Source organism: Shinella kummerowiae, from assembly GCF_009827055.1.
GTDB lineage: Bacteria > Pseudomonadota > Alphaproteobacteria > Rhizobiales > Rhizobiaceae > Shinella > Shinella kummerowiae.
Genome location: NZ_WUMK01000004.1, coordinates 391,600 through 412,477, shown reverse-complemented (window position 1 = coordinate 412,477; position 20,878 = coordinate 391,600). Strand labels below are relative to the sequence as shown.

Sequence of the window (20,878 nt, the reverse complement as noted above, 5' to 3'; positions counted from 1 at the left end):
GGGATCGGCCGGATCAAGTGTTACTCGGCTGCGTCTGCGTAATCCTCAAGCGGCGGGCAGGAGCAGACGAGGTTGCGGTCGCCATAGACGTTGTCGACGCGGTTGACGGGCGACCAGTACTTGTCGACGCGGAAGGCGCCCGGCGGGTAGCAGGCCTGCTCGCGCGAATAGGGGCGATCCCATTCGCCGACCAGGTCTTCCACCGTGTGCGGAGCGTTCTTCAGCGGGTTGTTGACCTTGTCCATCCGGCCTTCCTCGATGGCGCGGGCCTCCTCGCGGATCGCCAGCATCGCATCGCAGAACCGGTCGATTTCGGCCTTGGTCTCCGATTCGGTCGGCTCGATCATCAGCGTGCCGGCGACCGGCCAGCTCATGGTCGGCGCATGGAAGCCGCTGTCGATCAGGCGCTTGGCGACATCGTCGACGGTCACACCGGCGCTGTCGACCAGCGGACGTGTGTCGATGATGCATTCGTGCGCCACACGGCCCTTGGCGGACTTGTAGAGCACGTCATAGGCGCCCTTCAGACGGGCGGCGATGTAGTTGGCGTTGAGGATCGCCACCTTGGTCGCCTGCGTCAGGCCAGCACCACCCATCATCAGGCAGTAGCTCCAGGAGATCGGCAGGATGGAGGCCGAGCCGAAGGGCGCGGCCGAGACCGCACCGGCCTCGCCAGTCGTCGGATTGGCCGGCAGGAAGGGTGCCAGATGCGCCTTGACGCCGATCGGCCCCATGCCGGGACCGCCGCCGCCATGCGGGATGCAGAAGGTCTTGTGCAGGTTGAGATGGCTGACGTCGCCGCCGATATCGCCGGGACGGGCAAGCCCGACCATGGCGTTCATATTGGCGCCGTCGATATAGACCTGGCCACCATGTTTGTGCACGATCTCGCAGATCTCGCGTACATTCTCCTCGAAGACACCGTGTGTGGACGGGTAGGTGATCATGCAGCAGGACAGGCTGTCCGCATGCTGTTCGGCCTTGGCACGGAAGTCGTCCATGTCGATGTCGCCATTGTCCGACACCTTCACGACGACGACCTTCATGCCGACCATCTGGGCCGACGCTGGGTTGGTGCCGTGCGCTGAGGTCGGGATCAGGCAGACGTCGCGGTGCGTATGGCCGTTGGCGAGATGATAGGCACGGATCGTCAGCAGACCGGCATATTCACCCTGCGCACCGGAATTCGGCTGCATGGAGACGGCGTCGTAGCCGGTAATGTCGCAGAGTTTCTGCGACAGGTCCTCGATGAGGTGCCGATAGCCCTGTGCCTGGTCGGCCGGGACGAACGGATGGATTTCCGCAAATTCCGGCCAGGTGATCGGCAGCATTTCCGCTGTCGCATTGAGCTTCATCGTGCAGGAGCCGAGCGGGATCATCGAACGGTCGAGCGCAAGATCGCGGTCCGAGAGACGGCGGATATAGCGCGTCATCTCGCTTTCCGCGCGGTTCATGTGGAAGATCGGATGCGTCAGGTATTCGCTGGTGCGCAGCAGGTCTTCCGGCAGGCGGTAGCCCGGCTCGAATTCCGCCACCTCGAAATTGCCGCCGAAGGCGCGCCAGACGGCTTCCAGCGTGACGGGGCGCGAGCGCTCGTCGAGGCTGATGCCGATGCGGTCGTCGCCGATCTTGCGCAGATTCACCTCTTCCGCGACGGCCGTCTTCAGGATGATACCCTGCAACTTGCCGACGTGAACGGTGATCGTGTCGAAGAAGACTTCGGGTTCAACGGTATAGCCGAGCTTTTCCAGGCCCATCGCGAGGCGCACGGTCTTCTGGTGCACGCTCTGCGAAATGGCCTTGAGGCCCTGCGGACCGTGGAAGACGGCATACATCGAGGCCATGACGGCGAGCAGAACCTGCGCGGTGCAGATGTTCGACGTCGCCTTTTCGCGGCGGATGTGCTGTTCGCGGGTCTGAAGCGACAGGCGGTACGCCCGGTTGCCGCGCGCATCGATCGAGACGCCGACGAGGCGGCCGGGCATCGAGCGCTTGTAGGCGTCCTTGACGGCCATATAGGCGGCATGCGGCCCGCCATAGCCGACCGGTACGCCGAAACGCTGGGTGCATCCGATGGCGATATCGGCATCCATGTCACCCGGCGACTTCAGGAGGGCGAGGGCCAGCGGATCGGCAGCAATCACGGCAATGGCGCCGGTCTGGTGCAGACGGGCGATCAGGCCGGTGAAATCGCGCACATGACCATAGGTGCCGGGATACTGGAAGATCGCGCCGAACACGTCGACGGGGTCGAGATCGGTGAAGGGATCGCCGACGACGATGGTCCAGCCGAGCGGCTCGGAGCGGGTCTTGAGCAGCGCGATCGTCTGCGGGTGGCAGTTCTCGTCGACGAAGAAGGCCGTCGCCTTGGACTTCGCCACGCGCTGCGCCATCGCCATGGCTTCGGCGGCCGCGGTTGCCTCGTCGAGCAGCGAGGCGTTTGCCACGTCAAGCCCGGTCAGGTCGCAGACCATCGTCTGGTAGTTCAGCAGTGCCTCGAGGCGGCCCTGGCTGATTTCCGGCTGGTAGGGCGTATAGGCCGTGTACCAGGCGGGATTTTCCAGGATGGTGCGCTGGATGACCGGGGGCGTGATCGTGCCGTAGTAACCCTGGCCGATCAGCGAGACGAGCTTCTTGTTGCGGCTCGCGGTCTCGCGCAGCTTGTCGAGCGCTTCGCGCTCGGTCATCGCCGCACCCCATTCGAGTGGCTTTTCCTGCCGGATCGATTTCGGCACGGTGTCATCGATCAGCGCATCGAGGCTCGGATAGCCGATCACCTTGAGCATCGCTTCCATTTCCTTCGGCGAAGGGCCGATATGGCGACGGTTGGCGAAGTCGTAGGGCTGGTAATCGGTAAAGGCAAAGTCCTTGGGAAGAGACATCAGCCGACAAGCTCCTTGTAGGCGGCTTCGTCCATCAGGGCATCAGCATCGGCCGGGTTGGCAAGCTTCAGCTTGAAGAACCAGCCGGCGCCCTGCGGATCGCTGTTGACGAGGGACGGATCGGCAACGATGGCCTCGTTCACCTCGACGATTTCGCCATCAAGCGGGCAGTAGACGTCGGAGGCAGCCTTGACCGATTCGACGGTCGACGCATCGCCGCCCTTCGAGAAGGTCGCGCCGACTTCCGGCAGTTCGACGAAGACGAGGTCGCCGAGCTGTTCGGCCGCGTGCGTGGTGATGCCGACGGTCGCAACACCGCCCTCGATCTTCAGCCACTCGTGTTCTTCTGTGAATTTCAACATGTTTGTTCCTCTCTGAAAAAGTAACGGTGCAGGCGCAGCCCGCTCATCGTTTGAAGGTGTTCTTGACGAAGGGCAGGGTCGCCACGGTGATCGGCAGGAATTTGCCGCGCACGCCGGCATAGAGCTGCGTGCCGGGCGTTGCTGCGGATTTGGTGACGTAGCCCATGGCGACGGGGCCATCGACATTCGGGCCGAAACCGCCGGAGGTGACGGTTCCCACGACATCCTCGCCCTCGGCATCGGTTGCCAGTACCGCGCCACCACGGATGGGCGCGCGGCCTTCGGCCTTCAGGCCGACGCGGCGGCGCTCCGCACCATTTTCGAGCTGGTCGAGGATGATCTCGGCACCAGGGAAGCCGCCGGTGCGGTCGCCACCCGTGCGGCGAACCTTCTGGATCGCCCATTCGAGCGCGCCTTCGACGGGCGTCGTGGTGGTGTCGATGTCGTTGCCATAGAGGCAGAGGCCGGCTTCGAGGCGCAGCGAATCGCGGGCGCCGAGACCGATCGGCAGCACGTCCGGATGGTCGAGCAGGCGGCGACAGACCGCTTCGGCAAGATCCGCCGGAATGGAAATCTCGAACCCGTCTTCGCCGGTATAGCCGGAGCGCGAGACGATGCAGTCGGCGTCGTGCAGGTCGCAGGCGCGCACGTCCATAAAGCGCATGGAGGAGACATCGGCCCAGAGCTCGGCAAGTACCGATTCCGCATGCGGCCCTTGAAGGGCGACCAGCGCGCGGTCGTCGTGCAGCGTCAGTTCGCAGACGTCGCCGATCGCCGCCTGCATATGGGCGAAGTCCGCGTCCTTGCAGGCCGCGTTGACGACGACGTAGAAATGGTCGCCGCGATTGGCGATCATCAGGTCGTCGAGGATGCCGCCGTCGTTGTTTGTAAACAGCGCATAACGCTGGCGGCCTTCGCCGAGGCCGAGCACATCGACCGGCACCAGGGTTTCCAGCGCGCGGGCGGCGTCGGCATTGTCGCCGGAGCGGGCACGCACCGTCACCTGGCCCATATGGGACACGTCGAACAGGCCGGCGGCCGCGCGGGTGTGGAGATGTTCCTTCATCACGCCGGCGGCATATTGCACCGGCATCTCGTAGCCGGCAAACGGCACCATGCGGCCGCCGAGCGACAGGTTCAGCGCATGAAGCGGGGTTTTCTTGAGTTCAGACGATCCGTCCAAAAGGCGCCCTCCAGTCCTTGGGCGCCCACGATTCCTCCGGGCGCCGGCTCACAATCCAGGCGCAGTCGCGCCGTTCTCCTGAGCCCCCTCTGTCCCTTCGCCTGAGATTGTTATCCCTTCGGCGAGCGCTGCTAAAACGCTTCTCTCCAGAGTTCCGACGGCACCTTGCTGGTCCTTTTGCCTGAGAGTTTCCGGGGCGGTTGCTCCTTCGGCACCGGCCATACCCTGTTCAGGCGGCCAGCTTCTCCCAGCGAGGTCGGCTTCAGATAACGACCTTGCCTGTGTTTTGGCAAGAGGCGGCGTCGCTCACGAGCAATTTTTTGTCGTTGAGGGAAGGAGCCAAAAGAATGGCCCCGAAAACGGGGCCAAGGTATTGGAGGACGGCTGTTTCTTGAGGGAGGATCAGGCGGGCTCTTGCGGTACAAGCGCTCCGTTTTCGTCATAGACACGCTGTGCCTCGGCGACGGTCACTTGCGGCGTGCCGCTGGTCGCGGTGATGAGGGCGAGGGCAAGGGCTGGCGGCTGGATGACATTGAGCATCGCGACCGTGCGGGCATCGCCGCGGATCTTCGCGTCCTCGCTCCAGACGTGGATGCGCTCCTCGAACAATGTGTTCGCGCGTGTCTGCGTTCGCGTGCCCTGCGATGCATAGGCGGCTGTGGTCGGCGAGACTGTCACGATCTGGGTCATGGGCGATCAACAAAGTTAGGTTGCGTCCAAGTAAGTTAGCAGTTGCGTCTTTCGCGGGTGTGAAACGCCGTGGTTGCATTTTCATCGAATTTTAACAGTCTGTGCGAATTTCGGTCGGCCTTGCCTTTGTCCGGCGAAATCCGTCATAAGAGAGTTGGAAATGCCGCCGGAATCGGCGGCTGTTCAGCATGCCGCCGATGGCGCGGGAGGACCGATGAAGCCGATTTTCGTGCAATTGCAATGCGCTCCGGGCAAGACCTATGAGGTGGCCGATGCGCTTTACGCTACGGAACTCATCTCGGAGCTTTATTCCACCAGCGGCGACTACGACCTGCTCCTGAAGATCTATGTCGACAGCGAGGAGGATATCGGCAAGTTCATCAACGATCACGTCGCCTCCATTCCCGGCATCGTGCGTTCGCTGACCACGCTGACGTTCCGCGCCTTCTAGCTGTTCCCCTTCGCCCGTTCTTGCGTTAAAGCACGCGCAACGAAAGAAGGCGAAGATGGCAGGCATTGAACACAGGCAGGTGGAGAACGACGAGGCGGGCATGCGCCTGGACCGGTGGTTCAAGACCCATTATCCAGGCCTCGGCTTCGGCCCGCTGCAGAAACTGCTGCGCTCCGGCCAGGTCCGCATCGATGGCGGCCGCGCCAAGAGCGACACGCGCGTGCAGCCCGGCCAGATGATCCGTATCCCGCCGATGGATGTCGACGCCAAGGCTGCGAAGGCCGGGCCGATTGCCGGCCGCGATCTGAAGCATTCCTCGGATCACGAACTGCTCTCCCGCATGCTGCTGCACGAGGATGACAAGGTCATCGTGCTGAACAAGCCCCCCGGCATCGCCGTGCAGGGCGGATCGGGCATCAACCGGCATATCGACCAGATGCTCGAAGCCTGGACGAGCCCGAAGGGCGAGAAGCCGCGCCTCGTGCACCGGCTTGACCGCGATACGTCCGGCGTGCTCGTCATCGCCCGCACGCGTGGCGCCGCGCAGAAACTGACCGCAGCCTTCCGCGAGCGCGACACCAAGAAGACCTATTGGTCGCTGGTGATGGGCGTGCCGAAGAAGCGCGAGGACAAGATTTCCACCTGGCTCGTCAAGGAGCAGACGCCCGATGGCGACCGCATGCGCATCGCCAAGCACGGCGAGGACGGCGCCGACCACGCGGTGTCCTTCTACCGCATCATCGAACAGGCCGCGCAGAATTTCGCCTGGCTGGAGATGGAGCCCTATACCGGCCGCACGCACCAGCTTCGCGTGCACGCCGCCCATATCGGCCATCCCATTATCGGCGACCCAAAATATTTCGAGGCCGAATTCAACTGGGCCTTCCCCGGCGGCGTACAGAACAAGCTGCATCTCCACGCCCGCCGCATCGACGTCCCGCACCCTTCCGGTGGGCGGCTGCGTGTGACGGCGCCCATGCCTGCGCATATGGTGCAGACCTGGAACCTCTTCGGCTTCGACCAGAGCATGGCGGACGAGGAAGACTGATGCGGCTCGTTCTTTTCGATTGCGACGGCACGCTGGTCGACAGCGTCGGCTTGATCCATGAGGTCATGGCCCGCACCTTCGTCGATTTCGGCCATGCCCGGCCGGACGTTTCCGAGACCAAGGCCATCATCGGCCTGACGCTCGATATCGCGATTGCCCGCATGCAGGGCAAGCCGCATGTCGACGACGAGGCCCTGGCGATGACCGCGCACTACAAGGCGACCTATATGGGCGTGCGCGGCGAACCGGGCTTCCAGGAGCCTCTTTTCCCCGGCATCGCGGCCATGATGGCGCGGCTGGAGCGGGAGGACGACCTGATCCTCGGCGCGGTCACCGGCAAGTCGCGCCGCGGCCTCGATCTCATCCGCGCGACCCATGGTTTCGACAAGACCTTCTTCGTTTCGCGCACGGCGGACGATTGCCCGTCCAAGCCGCATCCGGCCATGGTGACCGAATGCTGTGACGAAGCGGGCATTGACGCCGCCAGGACGGTTGTTATCGGCGACGCGATCTACGATATGCAGATGGCGAAGGCGGCCGGTGCTGCGGCGATCGGCGTTTCCTGGGGCTATGCCAGCGTGCCCGAACTGGTCGAGGCGGGGGCGGATCACATCCTGCGCACGCCCGCCGACCTTCTCGAATGGTTGGAGATTTCCGATGCGTGACATTCTGAGCGACCTTTCCGATGCGATGAGCGATCCCGATCCGGTGCGTCGCGCGCAGATCCAGATGAAGCGCCCGCCGCCGAAGCGGTTTTACAAAGAGGTTTCGACGGACACCGCCGACGAAGGGTTTCGCATCCTGCTCGATGGGCGCCCGGTGCGCACGCCCGGCAAGAAGCTGCTCGCCGTGCCGACCCAGCCGATCGCCGATCGCCTGCGCGCCGAATGGGATGGACAGGCCGAAGAGATCGATCCCGCAAAAATGCCGGTGACGCGTCTCGTCAACACCGCCGTCGATGGCGTCGCCGACAATTTTGATGCTGTCTTCGACGAGATCGTGCGCTTTTCCGGCACGGATCTTCTCTGCTACCGCGCGGATTCGCCGGCCGGTCTGGTCGATCGCCAGCGCGACGGCTGGGATCCGATCATCCGCTGGGCTGCCGACGCCAAGGGTGCTCGTTTCATTCTCGTCGAAGGTGTCATGCACCAGGAACAGCCGGTGCCGGCAATCGAGGCGTTTTCGGCCGCACTCTCCGCCTACCGCCACCCGCTTGCGCTCGCCTGCCTGCACACGGTGACGACGCTCACCGGCTCGGCGCTGCTGGCGCTGGCGCTCGCCGAAGGCGAGATCGACGCCGACAAGGCCTGGGCGCTCGCCCATCTCGACGAGGACTGGCAGATCGAACATTGGGGCACCGACGAGGAAGCCTTCCAACGCCGGGAACTCCGGCGCGAGGAAATGGATGTCGCGGCGTCCGTGCTCGCCGAGGTTCCGTGCTGATGAGACTTCGTTAAGATTTTCGGACCATTTTGGCACGCCACCGATCATCGACATCGCCTACCGGTATTCGTTTATGCAGTTCCTTCTCCGCTCGTTTCTCTCCGCCTGCCTCCTCCTTTCCGCGCCGCTTGGCGCTGCCGCAGAAGGATTTCCCGTGCGGGATATCCGCAAAGTCGTGGTGAGTGGCGATGAAAGTGTGCCATCGACCGTGCTGAAACGGACCGGCGAGCACCTAAAGCGCGCCGCAAAGGCCACCCGTCGCGCAATACAGATCGACCGCGCCGCCCTGGATGTCCGGGTCTCCGCGGTTACGCAGTCTGCCGGTGGCCAGAGTTCGGCCAGTGTCACGGTCACGCTCTCCGACCTGAAAGGCGGGACGTCGTCCCGCCAGGCCATGACCGTCAACAGCTACATGCCGGGCCGCAAGGGCCGCGAAACGGCGCTCGCCGACGCGATCGCCAAGCGGGTGGCGCTTGCCTACCATCTGGCGCCGGTTTCGACCGGAAAGACCTCTGTCGGCAAGCGCCCCGGCAAGGGACGCAAACATGCGGGTGGCCAGCGCAAGCCGGCATCGCGCCAGACCGTCCAGGACCATTCGCGCCGGGATGCGCGCCCGGTCGTCATCCCGACCGAAGCGGCACTGACGGTGCGTTCGCGTGCGCTGCCCGAGGGTTCCAAGAAGAAGATCGCGCCCTGCGTCGTCACCCAGACGATCAGTTGCGAGTGAATTCTAAGACCTTCGATCTAGAAAACGCCCCTTCAAGCTCCCGATCCCGCATGCTAAGCCATTGGTGAAACGGGAGGAACCGAAGGCATGAAGGAAATTCTCCACGAGCTCGAAGTCCGGCGCGAGCGCGCCCGCATGGGCGGCGGTCCGGCGCGCATCGATGCGCAGCACAAGCGCGGCAAGCTGACGGCGCGCGAGCGTATCGACGTGTTCCTGGACGAAGGCTCGTTCGAGGAGTTCGACATGTTCGTCGAACACCGTTCGACGGATTTCGGCATGGAGAAATCGAAGATCGCCGGCGACGGTGTCGTCACCGGCTGGGGCACCGTCAACGGCCGCACCGTCTTCGTCTTCGCCAAGGACTTCACCGTCTTCGGCGGCTCGCTTTCCGAAACCCATGCCCAGAAGATCATGAAGGTCCAGGACATGGCGCTGAAGAACCGCGCGCCGATCATCGGGCTGTACGATGCGGGCGGCGCGCGCATCCAGGAGGGCGTGGCCGCACTCGGCGGCTACGCCGAGGTCTTCCAGCGCAACGTGCTGGCCTCCGGCGTCATCCCGCAGATTTCGGTTATCATGGGGCCATGTGCCGGCGGTGACGTCTACTCGCCGGCCATGACGGATTTCATCTTCATGGTGCGTGACACGTCGTACATGTTCGTGACCGGGCCGGATGTGGTAAAAACGGTGACGAACGAGACCGTTACCGCGGAGGAACTTGGCGGTGCCTCCGTGCACACGACGAAATCCTCGATCGCCGATGGCGCCTATGACAACGACGTCGATGCGCTGTTGCAGGTCCGGCGCCTCGTCGATTTCCTGCCGCAGTCGAACACATCTCCCGTGCCGGAGATCGAGTGCTTCCAGTCAGTCGAGGATGTGGACGAATCGCTCGATACCCTGATCCCGGCCAATGCCAACAAGCCCTATGACATCAAAGAGTTGATCCTCAAGACTGTCGACGAGGGCGATTTCTTCGAGATTCAGGAGAGTTTCGCCAAAAACATCGTCTGCGGCTTCGGCCGCATCGAAGGCTCGACGGTCGGCTTTGTCGCCAACCAGCCGATGGTGCTGGCTGGCGTGCTCGATTCGGACGCCAGCCGCAAGGCGGCGCGTTTCGTGCGGTCCTGCGACTGCTTCAGCATTCCCGTCGTCACCTTCGTCGACGTGCCGGGCTTCCTGCCGGGCACCGCACAGGAATATGGCGGCCTCATCAAGCACGGCGCCAAGTTGCTCTTTGCCTTTGCCGAGGCGACCGTTCCCAAGGTGACGCTGATCACGCGAAAAGCCTATGGCGGCGCCTATGACGTGATGGCGTCAAAACACCTGCGTGGCGATATCAACTATGCCTGGCCGACGGCGCAGATCGCCGTGATGGGCGCCAGGGGGGCGGTCGAGATCATCTTCCGCAAGGATATCAACGAGCCGGAGAAGATCGCTGCGCATACTAAGATGTACGAGGACCGTTTCCTCTCGCCCTTCGTCGCGGCGGAGCGCGGGTATATCGATGAGGTGATCATGCCGCATTCGACCCGCAAGCGTATCGCGCGGGCGCTGCGCATGCTGCGCAACAAGGATCTGGAAAATCCGTGGAAGAAACACGATAACATTCCCCTGTGAGTGAACCGGCAGGGAGTTAGAGCATGTTCGACCGACTATCCGCTTACCGTCCGCAGGCGCTCGCAGCGCTTCGAATCATGACGGCGCTGCTGCTCATCGAGCACGGCACGCAGAAATTCTTCAATTTTCCGCCGGCAGAGCAGCCCTTTGGCGATCTCATGAACCTGATCGGCTTGGCGGGCGTGCTGGAGATTGTCGGCGGACTGCTGATTCTGGTGGGTCTCTTCACGCGGCCTGTGGCCTTCGTGCTCTGCGGCTTCACGGCGGTCGCCTATTTCATGGCGCATGCGCCGCAGAGCTTTTTCCCGATCAACAACCGCGGCGATGCCGCGGTGCTGTTCTGCTTCATCTTTCTCTACATTACCGCGGCAGGGCCGGGGGCTTTCGCCCTCGATAACCGTCGTTAGGCCGCGAACTTCAGGCCGAGGATGCCGGTGACGATGAGCGTGATGCAGCCCATGCGGATCGCCGTCACCGGTTCGGCGAAGAGGAAGATGCCGAGCATCACCGTGCCGACCGTGCCGATACCGGTCCAGATCGCATAGGCCGTGCCGATCGGCAGCGTCTTCACGGCAAGGCCGAGCAGCACGATCGAGATGACCATTGAGCCGGCGGTGAGTGCGGTCGGAAGCGGTTTGGTGAAGCCGTCGGTATATTTGAGGCCGATCGCCCAGCCGATTTCAAAGAGGCCGGCGAGGGTAAGAAGGATCCAGGGCATGATGCCTACTCCGTTTCAAAGGAGCGAGGCCGTCCCCGCGATCGTGACCGGACGAAGAATCCGGCGGTAGTCGTCTACCGGGCGGACTATTGCCGATCCGGACGGGAAGGGCAAGGGCAGGGGTGACATGTCAGCCATGCACCCCCGCCATATCTCTTCCTCAGCCGAGACGCTCGGCGTGCCACTTCAGGTGATCGTCCATGAAGGTCGAGATGAAATAGTAGGAATGGTCGTAACGCTCGTGCATGCGCAGCGTCAGCCCGATATCCGTGCCCTTGATCGCCTCCTCGAAGAGCCAGGGGCGCAGGCCGTTATCCAGGAAGCCGTCGGCCTTGCCCTGGTCGATCAGGAATTCCGGAAACCGCGCGCCGTCCGCAACAAGCGCGCACGCGTCATATTCGCGCCAGGCGGCCTTGTCGGCCCCGAGATACTTTTCGAAGGCGGGCATCGACCAGTCGGCAGTCGAGGGCTCGACGATCGGCGCGAAGGCCGAGCAGCTCTTGAAGCGTTCCGGATTCTTCAGCGCGATCGTCATGGCGCCATGGCCGCCCATCGAGTGACCGAAAATGCCCTGGCGGCTCATGTCCATGCGGAAATGCTGGCTGACGAAGTTGGGCAGCTCTTCCGTCACATAGCTGTACATCTGGAAGTTTTCGGCCCAGGGCTGCTCGGTGGCGTCGAGATAGAAGCCGGCGCCCTTGCCCATCTGCCAGTTGGTGATTTCGTCCGGCACGTCGTTGCCGCGCGGGCTGGTATCCGGGCAGACGACGATGAGGCCGAGTTCGGCGGCCATGCGGCGATATTCACCCTTTTCCATCACGTTTGCATGGCTGCAGGTGAGGCCGGAGAGATACCAGAGCACGGGGCGCGGCTCCTTGATCGCCTGCGGCGGCACGAAGACGGCAAAGGTCATCTCGCCCTTGCAGGCCTCGGAATCGTGGGCGAAGACGCCCTGCATGCCGCCGAAGGCGGTGTTCTGGGACAGCACTTTCATCAGGAAACTCCGGTTAAGTCAGGAGGCCAGCGACACGGCCGCATTGACGGCGGCGGCGACCAGCACCGTGTTGAAGAAGAAGGAAACGACGGCGTGCAGCAGGTTGACCTTGCGCATTGCCGTGGAGGTGATCGCGACATCCGAGGTCTGCGCCGTCATGCCGATGACGAAGGCGAAGTAGAGGAAATCATAGGCGCCGGGCGCGGCATCCCCCGGGAAATCGAGGCTGCGACCGGCGTCGGGGCTGGTTTCCGTAGCGCCGGGCCGCCAGTAGAGATGGGCGTAATGCATCGCCGCCATCGTGTGGATGGTGAGCCAGCCGAGCGCGACGGAGGCGAAGGCGAGGACGAATTCCGCAAGCGATGCCGCCGGCCGGTTCAGCACCACGAAGAGCGAGCCCGTCGAGACGGCGGCGGCAGCGAAGGTCACGCCGAAAATGATGGCCACCGGCTCGTCGCTGTCCGTCGCATAGTGTTCGAGATGGGCGGCCGTGAGATAGGGCACGCGCCAGGCGGTCAGCAGCAGGTAACAGAGGAAGAAGGCCACCGCCGCGATTTCGATGGCGAAATCCGGCTTCAGCCAGAGTGCGGCGGCAAGCCCGAGCGCGGCCGCACCGATGCCGACATAGAAGGGCAGGTGGCGGCCAAAAATCCTTTGCCCCGGATCCGTCGTCATGGCGCGGGTCCCGTGCGCGCATTCTTCGCGCGGCGGCAGAGGCGGTCGAGCGTTTCAAGGAAGGCCGAGCGGTCGCGCGGCGAAAAGGCGGCGTTGTAGCCCTTGCTTTCTCCGGTCTCGCGCAGATGGGCGCCAAGGTCACGCATGGCGCTCGCCATGCCGATATTGGTCTTGTCGAAGAGGCGGCCGGTCGGGCCGGTCACATGCGCGCCTTTCTCGACACAGCGCACCGCAAGCGGCACGTCGGCCGTCACCACGATGTCGTCGTCACCGACATGGTCGGCGATCCAGTTGTCCGCGGCGTCGAAGGCGCCGGACACGATGATGTTCTTCACCATCGGGTCCCGCGACGGGCGCAGGCCGGAATTGGCGACGAAGGTCACTTCCATCTCGTGCCGTTCGGCAACCTTCAGGATTTCGGCCTTTACCGGGCAGGCATCGGCGTCGACATAGATCATGGTGCTGTTCTTTTGCATGGCTCAAGAATGGCCGGCGGGGCGCTGCATGTCGATATGCGGGATGTCGTCCTCGACATATTCCGCCGATGTCGGCGTGAAACCGAGCGATCGGTAGAAGCGTTCCAGGTGGCTTTGCGCAGAGAGCGCAATCGGTTCGCCGGGAAAATGCAGCGCGCAGACGCGGATGGCCTCCTGCATCACGGCGTCGCCAAGGCGTTTGCCACGATGATCAGGTGCGACGAGGACCCGGCCGATCCGTGGCGGCGCATCCGCCGGCCGCCAGAGCCGTGCATAGGCGGCGGTTTCACCGTTGATCAGCAGACGGAGGTGAAGCGCTTCCGGATCCTTGCCGTCGAGTTCGGGATAGGCGCAGGCCTGCTCCACGACGAAGACGTCCACGCGCAGCTTCAGCAGCGCATAGAGTTCGACGGCGGAGAATGCATGCAGTCTCCGCACATCGACGCTGTAGGGGTGCGTGGACGTCAATAGACCACCACGCCGCGGATCGATTCACCGGAATGCATCAGCTCGAAGCCCTTGTTGATGTCGTCGAGCGGCATGGTGTGGGTGATCATCGGGTCGATCTGGATCTTGCCGTCCATGTACCAGTCGACGATCTTCGGCACATCCGTGCGGCCACGCGCGCCGCCGAAGGCGGTGCCCATCCAGTTGCGGCCGGTGACGAGCTGGAACGGACGCGTCGAGATTTCCTGGCCGGCACCGGCAACGCCGATGATGACCGACTTGCCCCAGCCGCGATGCGAGGATTCCAGCGCCTGGCGCATCACCTTGGTGTTGCCCGTGCAGTCGAACGTGTAGTCCGCGCCACCGATCAGGTCGCCATTGCGCTTCGTCATGTTGACGAGATAGGGCACGATGTCCTCGCCGACCTCCTTGGGATTGACGAAATGCGTCATGCCGAACTTCTCGCCCCATGCCTTGCGGTCCGGGTTGATGTCGACGCCGATGATCATGTCCGCGCCGGCAAGGCGAAGGCCCTGCAGCACGTTGAGGCCGATGCCGCCGAGGCCGAAGACGATCGCCGTCGAGCCGATCTCGACCTTGGCCGTGTTGATGACCGCGCCAATGCCGGTCGTCACACCGCAGCCGATGTAGCAGACCTTGTCGAAGGGGGCGTCCGGATTGATCTTGGCGAGCGCGATCTCCGGCAGGACCGTGAAGTTCGAGAAGGTCGAGCAGCCCATATAGTGGTGGATCTTGTCCTTGCCGATCGAGAAGCGCGAGGTGCCGTCGGGCATCAGGCCCTGGCCCTGCGTGGCGCGGATCGAGGTGCAGAGATTGGTCTTGCGCGAGGTGCAGGAATAACATTCGCGGCATTCCGGCGTGTAGAGCGGAATGACATGGTCGCCCTTCTTGACCGATGTCACGCCCGGGCCGACATCGACGACGATGCCTGCACCTTCATGGCCGAGGATGGCCGGAAACAGGCCTTCCGGGTCGGCGCCCGAGAGCGTGAAGTCGTCGGTGTGGCAGATGCCCGTCGCCTTGATCTCGACCAGCACTTCGCCGGCGCGCGGGCCTTCGAGCTGTACGGTCATGATTTCCAGCGGCTTTCCGGCCTGAACGGCAACGGCGGCGCGTACGTCCATCTTCTATCTCCCTATACGGATTCTCTGTTCGGGCGGACCATTGCAGAGGCCGTCCGGCGTCTCAAGTCCGCTCGGTGCAAAAATGTCAGCCCTGATCTGATTTGATCAATTTGGCGATCTCAGCCTCGAGCGCGGCGATCGCCTTGCCCGTCTGGTCGTGCAGCTGGTGGATTTCACGAAGCTGGCGCAGCAGCGGGTGCAGGGGATCGTCACCGACCGGGCCTGCTGGCGCCTCGCCGATGCCGGCGATCAGCCAGGAGGGCGAAGCGGAGAGCACGCCGGCGAGCATGAACAGTGCCTTGCTATCCGGTTCGGCGTGGTCGCGTTCCCAGCCGCTTACCGTTTCTTCCGGCAGGCCGAGGCGCGAGGCGAGATCGGCCAGCGACAGGCCCAGTGCGTCGCGCGCCCGCCAGATGCGGCCGCCAAGCGTGTCGCCGTCGGCGCGGCCGGAAGGGAAGGGGATCGTGTTGTTTTCGCCGGGAAACGTCATCGCGGCCTCCATTGTCTTCCCGGCGAGCTTACAGGCAATCCGGGATCGCCTTCTACCTCAAATGCGCCGCTTCGCGACGCCTGCGTGAAGGACAGGATTTCCGGCATTGCGGCAGCGCGGAAAAGGGCTATGCAGGGGCGATCTAGGGAGTCGCATCATGAACGCCACGACGGACCGACAGGACGGAAACCTCATGCGGGGCGTCATGCTGATGGCCATCGCCATGCTGCTTCTGCCCTGCATGGATGCGATTGCCAAATATATGGCGACATTTGCGGACATGTCGCCGGGGCAGGTGACGTTCTACCGTTTCTTCTTCCAGGTCGTCTGCACGATCCCGCTGATCTTCACCGCCGCCGGTGCCGCGACGCTGCGGCCGAAGCGGCCCTGGCTGAACCTGTTGCGCGGCGCCATCCACGGTGCGGCCAGCCTGCTGTTCTTCGCGGCGGTCAAATACATGCCGCTCGCCGACGTGTTCGCGATCTACTTCGTCGAGCCCTTCATCCTCACGGCCATGTCCGCCGCCTTCCTCGGCGACAAGGTCGGCTGGCGGCGCTGGCTTGCCATCATCGTCGGCTTCGGCGGCGCGCTCATCGTCATCCAGCCAAGCTTCATACTGTTCGGCTGGACCGCCCTGCTGCCGGTCGCCTGCGCGTTCCTCTATTCGATCTATCTCTTCATGAACCGCGCGATCGGTGACGCCGATTCACCGCTGACCATGCAGACGATCGCCGGTTTCGGCGGCACGCTCTTCATGGGCGCAGCACTTTTCGCCGGCCATTCGGCCGGCATCGGCGACTTTGCGCCATCCCTGCCGACGTCGGTCTTTGCCCTGATGCTGCTCATCATCCTCGGCGCGCTGTCGGGCTATGCGCATATGCTGGTCGTGCGCGCCTTCCGCATGGCGCCGCTCTCGCTGCTTGCGCCATTCCAGTATTTCGAGATCATCTCGGCAACCGTGCTCGGCTACGCGATCTTCGGCGACTTTCCCACACCGTCGAAATGGCTCGGCATTGCCATCATCGTCGCCTCCGGCCTGTTCATCATCTGGCGCGAACACAAGAACCGCAAGGCTTCGGCCGATATCGCCTTCGACTAAAGTGCCTGGCGCAACGGGCGAATTGCCGTTGCGATGCCGTTGTATGGACAGGGTATTTGTGGCTACAACTCCCCTCTGAGAGTGCCGGGAGGAAAGCATGTTCAAGAAAATCCTGATTGCCAATCGCGGCGAGATCGCCTGCCGCGTCATCAAGACGGCACGCAGGATGGGCATTGCCACCGTCGCCGTCTATTCCGATGCCGACCGGGACGCCCTGCATGTCGAGATGGCGGACGAGGCCGTGCACATCGGCCCGGCGCCGGCGGCGGAAAGTTATCTCATCGCGGAAAAGATCATCGCCGCCTGCAAGGAGACGGGCGCCGAAGCCGTGCACCCCGGCTACGGTTTCCTCTCGGAGCGCGCCAGCTTCTGCGAGGCGCTGGAAGCCGAGGGCATCACCTTCATCGGTCCGAAGCCAAAGGCGATCCGCGCAATGGGCGACAAGATCGAATCGAAGAAATTCGCAAACGCCGCCAATGTCTCGACCGTTCCGGGCTTCCTCGGCATCATCGAAGATGTGGCCCATGCCGAGCGCATCGCCGGCGAGATCGGTTATCCCGTCATGATCAAGGCCTCGGCCGGCGGTGGCGGCAAGGGCATGCGCATCGCCTGGAGCGAGGCGGAGGTGCGCGATGGTTTCGACCGTGCGCGCTCGGAGGCGAAAAGCTCGTTTGGCGACGACCGCGTCTTCATCGAAAAATACATCGTCGATCCGCGTCACATCGAAATCCAGGTGCTGGCCGACGCACATGGCACGGCGCTCTATCTCGGCGAGCGCGAATGCTCCATCCAGCGGCGAAACCAGAAGGTCGTCGAAGAGGCCCCTTCGCCCTTCCTCGACGAGGCGACGCGGCGCGCGATGGGCGAGCAATCCGTCGCACTCGCCAAAGCCGTCGACTACCAGAGCGCCGGCACGGTGGAGTTCATCGTCGATCGCGACCGCAATTTTTACTTCCTCGAAATGAACACGCGCCTGCAGGTCGAACATCCCGTGACGGAACTCGTGACAGGCATTGATCTTGTCGAGCAGATGATCCGCGTTGCCGCCGGTGAAAAGCTGGCGCTGGCGCAGGCGGATATCAAGCTGAACGGCTGGGCCGTCGAAAGCCGGCTTTATGCCGAGGATCCCTACCGCAACTTCCTGCCCTCCATCGGCCGGTTGACGCGTTACCGCCCGCCGGCAGAAGGCAGCAACGGTGCGGCGGTGGTGCGCAACGATACCGGCGTCTACGAAGGCGCGGAAATCTCGATGTATTACGACCCGATGGTCGCGAAGCTCTGCACCTGGGCGCCGACGCGCCTGCAGGCGATCGACGCCATGAGCGATGCGCTCGATGGTTTCGTGGTGGACGGGATCGAGCACAACGTGCCGTTCCTTGCCGCCCTGATGCGCCATCCGCGTTGGCGCGAGGGACGGCTTTCCACCGGCTTCATCGCGGAGGAATATCCGGACGGGTTCGCGCCGATGGAACCGGATGCCGAGCAGGCCGCCATTCTGGCGCGCATTGCGCTGTCGGCCCATCTCGTCGATGCCGAACGCCGCGCGCATCATCTCGACCGGTTGCGCCCGGGCTCTGTGCAGCGCAAGGACTGGGCGGTGAAGATCGGCGATGCCTATCACACGCTTGCCACGGGCGACGCTGTCGTGAGCGACTGGCGGCCCGGCGATGCGGTCTGGCATGGCACGGTCGCTGGTGTGGACGTGACCGCGCAGCTGCGGCCCTTCCCGAACGGCATGCGCATCGACTGGCAAGGGCTGTCCGTGCGCAGCCGTGTCTTCACGCCGCGCCTTGCCGAACTCGACGCCCTGATGCCGGTAAAGCTGCCGCCGGACACGTCGAAAATGCTGCTGTGCCCGATGCCGGGCCTCGTCGTTTCCATCGCCGTCAGCGAGGGGCAGGAGGTCAAGGCAGGCGAAACGCTCGCCGTCGTCGAGGCGATGAAGATGGAAAACGTGCTGCGCGCCGAGCGCGACCTGACGGTCGGCTCCATCCATGCCAAGCCGGGCGAAAGCCTGGCCGTCGATGCGGTGATCATGGAGTTCGCCTGATTCGGGGTTCTTAACGTTTGTTAGGAAGTTATCGTTAGCCTGCATCCTGCCTGCCATGACGGACAGGGAGGATGGGCATGTCGACCTCGTTTTCGGTGCTTTTGCTTCTGGCGATCAATCTCGGCCTGATCTGGCTTTTGATCGCCGCGCCGGTCGGGCGCCGTACGCTCCGGCTCACACGCGTCTTCCGCGCGCCGCCGGGCCGCATCGCAGCGCTCGTCAACCCGCTTGGCGCCGAGGCGGACTGGCATCCCTCGGTTCTCTCCAGCGACCGGTTGGCCGACAATCGCGTCAGGCAGACCTTTTCCTATCCCGACCGTCGCGGCGAGCCGATCACGCGCACACTCGCCGTGAACGAGACCTCCGATGCCGCGGGCCTGGCCTGCGAGACCCGCGTTGTCGAGGACAGCGCGCTCGACGCGTCCTTCTGGAAAAACTATGTCGAGCGGCGTTTCCTGCGCCCAGTCTCCGGCGGCACGGCGCTGACGGTCGAGCAGACCGACAAATATCGCGGCATCGCCTTTCTCTTGTTTCGCTACATCCAGCTTCGTCGGGAGATGAAGGCGCTCGACCAATGGCTGGCGACAGGAGACGGCGAGGTGCGGGGCGTTCTGGAACGCCCGCTGATGCAGGTGGGGCTGGCGGTGCTGTCCACCCTGCTGCTCTGGCCGTTCTTCGGGCTGGGTCTGCGCGGGTTGTTGCTGTCTTCGATGCTCACCGTGGTGATCGTGCTACACGAATTCGGCCACATGGCCGCCTACCGGGCTTTCGGGCATCAGCGCGTGCGCATGATCTTCGTGCCACTGCTCGGCGGCATTGCCGTCGGCGGCAGGCCGTACAATTCCCGCTTCGAGGTGGCGGTCTGCGCCCTCATGGGGGCAGGCATGTCGGCTTTTCTCGTGCCGCCCATCATCGCGGTGCACGAGGCCTCCGGCCATATGGCCGGTATCGCGCTGCTGGTTTTCCTGCTGATTCTCGGTGCCTTCAACCTGCTGAACCTGCTGCCCATGCACCGTTTCGATGGCGGGCAGGTCATGCGTCAGGTTTTTTCGACCCGGTCGAGCCTGCTTGTCGCAAGTTTCCTCGTGACGCTGGTCATCCTCGGGGTCGGCTGGCGAATCGGCTTGCCGGCGCAAATGCTGATCGCCGGCCTCGCCGTCTTCACGGTGCTCAGCCTCATCGGTGCCGGCGGCGTCAAGCCGCGCCGGGCGCTCGATCCGATGACGCCGCCGCAGCGGCTGCTTGCCGGCTTCGGCCTCTATTCGGCCGTCGTGCTGCACGGCTATGCGATCATCTATGCTTGCGACAGGCTTTTCGGCTGACAGTCCGCTTCGGAAATGGTGGGGCCGAACACCCGCTCGAACGAATCACGGATGCGGATATCCACATCGCTCATCATCACCGGCAGGCCGAGATCGACCAGGCTGGTCACGCCATAGCCGCGGATTCCGCACGGCACGATGCCGGAAAAATGCTCGAGATCCGGATCGACGTTGAGCGACAGGCCGTGAAAGCTCACCCAGCGCCGCAGGCGGATGCCGATCGCGGCGATCTTGTCCTCGGCGGGCGAACCATCGGGCAGGGGCGGACGCTCGGGCCGGCGCACCCACACGCCGACGCGGTCCTCGCGCCGCTCGCCACGGACATTCATGGAGCCGAGCGTGTCGATCACCACGGCTTCGAGCGCCGCCACGAAGGCGCGCACGTCCTGCCGCCGCCGTTTAAGGTCCAGCATGACGTAGACCACGCGCTGGCCTGGGCCATGATAGGTGTATTCCCCGCCGCGGCCTGTGGAAAAAACCGGAAAGCGATCCGGCGCCACCAGGTCGTCCGCGTTTGCGCTCGTGCCGGCCGTATAGAGTGGCGGATGTTCGACAAGCCAGGCAAGTTCGTCCGCCTCGCCGCGGGCAATCGCCGCCGCCTCGTTTTCCATGGTTTCGACGGCCTCGTCATAGGAGACGAGATCGCGCGCGATGCGCCAGCGTACCGGCGGCGAGCCGGGAATCGCGAGGAAGGATGTCGAAATGTCCTGACGCTGCATGAAGGGCCGTCCTTTTGGTTTCGTTCTGCCAGATATAGGGGCGATCATGCAAGGATTTCAGGGGTTTCCGGGGCCTTGCGAAGGACCTGTTGAAATTGTTCCGCTTTCCGTCATTTTTCTTTCGTATCGGCCTTGTGCACCCCAAATGCTTTTGCTACATGCACCCCCGTCGCCGCAAGACGACGCCTACCACGATGCGGTCGTGGCGGAATTGGTAGACGCGCAGCGTTGAGGTCGCTGTGGGGCAACCCGTGGAAGTTCGAGTCTTCTCGACCGCACCAAGAACCCGGCCTAGTGCCGGGTTTTTCTTTTTGTATTCAATTACATAGACTTTTTT

At 63.6% G+C, this 20,878-nt stretch carries 22 protein-coding genes, 1 tRNA gene and 1 riboswitch; of the genes, 11 read left to right on the top strand and 12 right to left on the bottom strand.

Annotated elements, in window-relative coordinates; all coding sequences use genetic code 11:
• Window positions 1-20: 20 nt before the first annotated feature.
• From gcvP to GR138_RS13020, 4 genes are all read right to left on the bottom strand, one after another.
• The gene (gene gcvP, locus GR138_RS13035) at window positions 21-2,882 is read right to left on the bottom strand and encodes an aminomethyl-transferring glycine dehydrogenase (protein ID WP_160859675.1); all 2,862 of its coding nucleotides are present in this window, start codon (window positions 2,880-2,882) and stop codon (window positions 21-23) included.
• Window positions 2,882-3,244 carry a glycine cleavage system protein GcvH gene (gcvH, locus tag GR138_RS13030; RefSeq protein WP_160859674.1) on the bottom strand — a complete coding sequence of 121 codons (363 nt, stop codon included), beginning with the start codon at window positions 3,242-3,244 and terminating at the stop codon, window positions 2,882-2,884. The genes gcvP and gcvH overlap by 1 nt, the downstream gene beginning before the upstream one ends.
• Before the next feature lie 43 nt (window positions 3,245-3,287).
• A complete protein-coding gene (gene gcvT / locus GR138_RS13025; RefSeq protein WP_160859673.1) occupies window positions 3,288-4,427 on the bottom strand; it encodes a glycine cleavage system aminomethyltransferase GcvT in 1,140 nt (379 codons plus the stop codon).
• Between the two features lie 159 nt (window positions 4,428-4,586).
• A riboswitch (glycine riboswitch) is annotated at window positions 4,587-4,687 on the bottom strand.
• Window positions 4,688-4,829: 142 nt separating this feature from the next.
• Window positions 4,830-5,117, bottom strand: coding sequence for a hypothetical protein (locus GR138_RS13020; RefSeq protein ID WP_160859672.1), 288 nt, complete (start codon window positions 5,115-5,117; stop codon window positions 4,830-4,832).
• A 214-nt stretch (window positions 5,118-5,331) separates the two neighbouring features.
• Between GR138_RS13020 and GR138_RS13015 the strand changes: the two genes are divergently transcribed.
• The 7 genes from GR138_RS13015 (at window position 5,332) to GR138_RS12985 (ending at window position 10,813) form a co-directional block, all read left to right on the top strand.
• Complete coding sequence (locus GR138_RS13015) at window positions 5,332-5,568, top strand: Lrp/AsnC ligand binding domain-containing protein (RefSeq protein WP_024271053.1); 237 nt, start codon at window positions 5,332-5,334, stop codon at window positions 5,566-5,568.
• A 55-nt stretch (window positions 5,569-5,623) separates the two neighbouring features.
• Window positions 5,624-6,616, top strand: a complete 993-nt coding sequence (locus GR138_RS13010) for an RluA family pseudouridine synthase (RefSeq protein WP_160859671.1) — start codon at window positions 5,624-5,626, stop codon at window positions 6,614-6,616.
• Window positions 6,616-7,281: an HAD-IA family hydrolase gene (locus tag GR138_RS13005; protein WP_160859670.1), complete on the top strand. Its 666-nt coding sequence runs from the start codon at window positions 6,616-6,618 to the stop codon at window positions 7,279-7,281. Before GR138_RS13010 ends, GR138_RS13005 begins: the two co-directional genes overlap by 1 nt.
• Complete coding sequence (locus tag GR138_RS13000; protein ID WP_160859669.1) at window positions 7,274-8,059, top strand: ATP12 family chaperone protein; 786 nt, start codon at window positions 7,274-7,276, stop codon at window positions 8,057-8,059. The genes GR138_RS13005 and GR138_RS13000 overlap by 8 nt, the downstream gene beginning before the upstream one ends.
• Window positions 8,060-8,132: 73 nt before the next feature.
• Window positions 8,133-8,786 carry a hypothetical protein gene (locus GR138_RS12995; RefSeq protein WP_160859668.1) on the top strand — a complete coding sequence of 218 codons (654 nt, stop codon included), beginning with the start codon at window positions 8,133-8,135 and terminating at the stop codon, window positions 8,784-8,786.
• Window positions 8,787-8,873: 87 nt separating this feature from the next.
• Entirely contained in the window at window positions 8,874-10,406 is a 1,533-nt protein-coding gene (locus GR138_RS12990; RefSeq protein ID WP_160859667.1) for an acyl-CoA carboxylase subunit beta, read from the top strand.
• Window positions 10,407-10,429: 23 nt separating this feature from the next.
• Window positions 10,430-10,813 (top strand): DoxX family protein, encoded by a 384-nt coding sequence (locus tag GR138_RS12985; RefSeq protein ID WP_069058917.1) that lies wholly within the window; start codon window positions 10,430-10,432, stop codon window positions 10,811-10,813.
• On the opposite strand, the gene GR138_RS12980 is transcribed toward GR138_RS12985, so the two are convergent.
• The 7 genes from GR138_RS12980 to GR138_RS12950 all read right to left on the bottom strand — a co-directional run bounded on the left by GR138_RS12980 (window position 10,810) and on the right by GR138_RS12950 (window position 15,351).
• Window positions 10,810-11,124: a DMT family transporter gene (locus GR138_RS12980; protein ID WP_160859666.1), complete on the bottom strand. Its 315-nt coding sequence runs from the start codon at window positions 11,122-11,124 to the stop codon at window positions 10,810-10,812. The genes GR138_RS12985 and GR138_RS12980 overlap by 4 nt on opposite strands.
• A 160-nt stretch (window positions 11,125-11,284) precedes the next feature.
• Window positions 11,285-12,118: an S-formylglutathione hydrolase gene (gene fghA, locus GR138_RS12975; protein ID WP_160859665.1), complete on the bottom strand. Its 834-nt coding sequence runs from the start codon at window positions 12,116-12,118 to the stop codon at window positions 11,285-11,287.
• 18 nt (window positions 12,119-12,136) lie between these two features.
• On the bottom strand, window positions 12,137-12,793 hold the full coding sequence (locus GR138_RS12970; RefSeq protein WP_160859664.1) for a DUF1345 domain-containing protein: 657 nt from the start codon (window positions 12,791-12,793) through the stop codon (window positions 12,137-12,139).
• The gene (locus GR138_RS12965; RefSeq protein WP_160859663.1) at window positions 12,790-13,251 is read right to left on the bottom strand and encodes a YaiI/YqxD family protein; all 462 of its coding nucleotides are present in this window, start codon (window positions 13,249-13,251) and stop codon (window positions 12,790-12,792) included. Before GR138_RS12965 ends, GR138_RS12970 begins: the two co-directional genes overlap by 4 nt.
• 21 nt (window positions 13,252-13,272) lie before the next feature.
• Window positions 13,273-13,737 (bottom strand): GNAT family N-acetyltransferase, encoded by a 465-nt coding sequence (locus GR138_RS12960; protein WP_160859662.1) that lies wholly within the window; start codon window positions 13,735-13,737, stop codon window positions 13,273-13,275.
• Window positions 13,734-14,861 (bottom strand): S-(hydroxymethyl)glutathione dehydrogenase/class III alcohol dehydrogenase, encoded by a 1,128-nt coding sequence (locus GR138_RS12955; RefSeq protein ID WP_160859661.1) that lies wholly within the window; start codon window positions 14,859-14,861, stop codon window positions 13,734-13,736. Before GR138_RS12955 ends, GR138_RS12960 begins: the two co-directional genes overlap by 4 nt.
• 85 nt (window positions 14,862-14,946) lie before the next feature.
• Window positions 14,947-15,351, bottom strand: coding sequence for a helix-turn-helix domain-containing protein (locus tag GR138_RS12950; protein ID WP_160859660.1), 405 nt, complete (start codon window positions 15,349-15,351; stop codon window positions 14,947-14,949).
• Between the two features lie 157 nt (window positions 15,352-15,508).
• Between GR138_RS12950 and GR138_RS12945 the strand changes: the two genes are divergently transcribed.
• The 3 genes from GR138_RS12945 (at window position 15,509) to GR138_RS12935 (ending at window position 19,822) form a co-directional block, all read left to right on the top strand.
• On the top strand, window positions 15,509-16,450 hold the full coding sequence (locus tag GR138_RS12945; RefSeq protein ID WP_160859659.1) for a DMT family transporter: 942 nt from the start codon (window positions 15,509-15,511) through the stop codon (window positions 16,448-16,450).
• A gap of 97 nt (window positions 16,451-16,547) precedes the next feature.
• Window positions 16,548-18,500: an acetyl-CoA carboxylase biotin carboxylase subunit gene (locus GR138_RS12940; RefSeq protein WP_160859658.1), complete on the top strand. Its 1,953-nt coding sequence runs from the start codon at window positions 16,548-16,550 to the stop codon at window positions 18,498-18,500.
• A 77-nt stretch (window positions 18,501-18,577) separates the two neighbouring features.
• Window positions 18,578-19,822, top strand: a complete 1,245-nt coding sequence (locus tag GR138_RS12935; RefSeq protein ID WP_160859657.1) for a hypothetical protein — start codon at window positions 18,578-18,580, stop codon at window positions 19,820-19,822.
• Here GR138_RS12935 and lipB read toward each other — a convergent pair.
• Window positions 19,795-20,541 carry a lipoyl(octanoyl) transferase LipB gene (lipB, locus tag GR138_RS12930; RefSeq protein ID WP_160859656.1) on the bottom strand — a complete coding sequence of 249 codons (747 nt, stop codon included), beginning with the start codon at window positions 20,539-20,541 and terminating at the stop codon, window positions 19,795-19,797. The two genes, GR138_RS12935 and lipB, sit on opposite strands and share 28 nt — an antisense overlap.
• A gap of 196 nt (window positions 20,542-20,737) precedes the next feature.
• Between lipB and GR138_RS12925 the strand changes: the two genes are divergently transcribed.
• Window positions 20,738-20,822: transfer RNA gene (locus GR138_RS12925), tRNA-Leu, on the top strand.
• Window positions 20,823-20,878 lie beyond the last annotated feature (56 nt).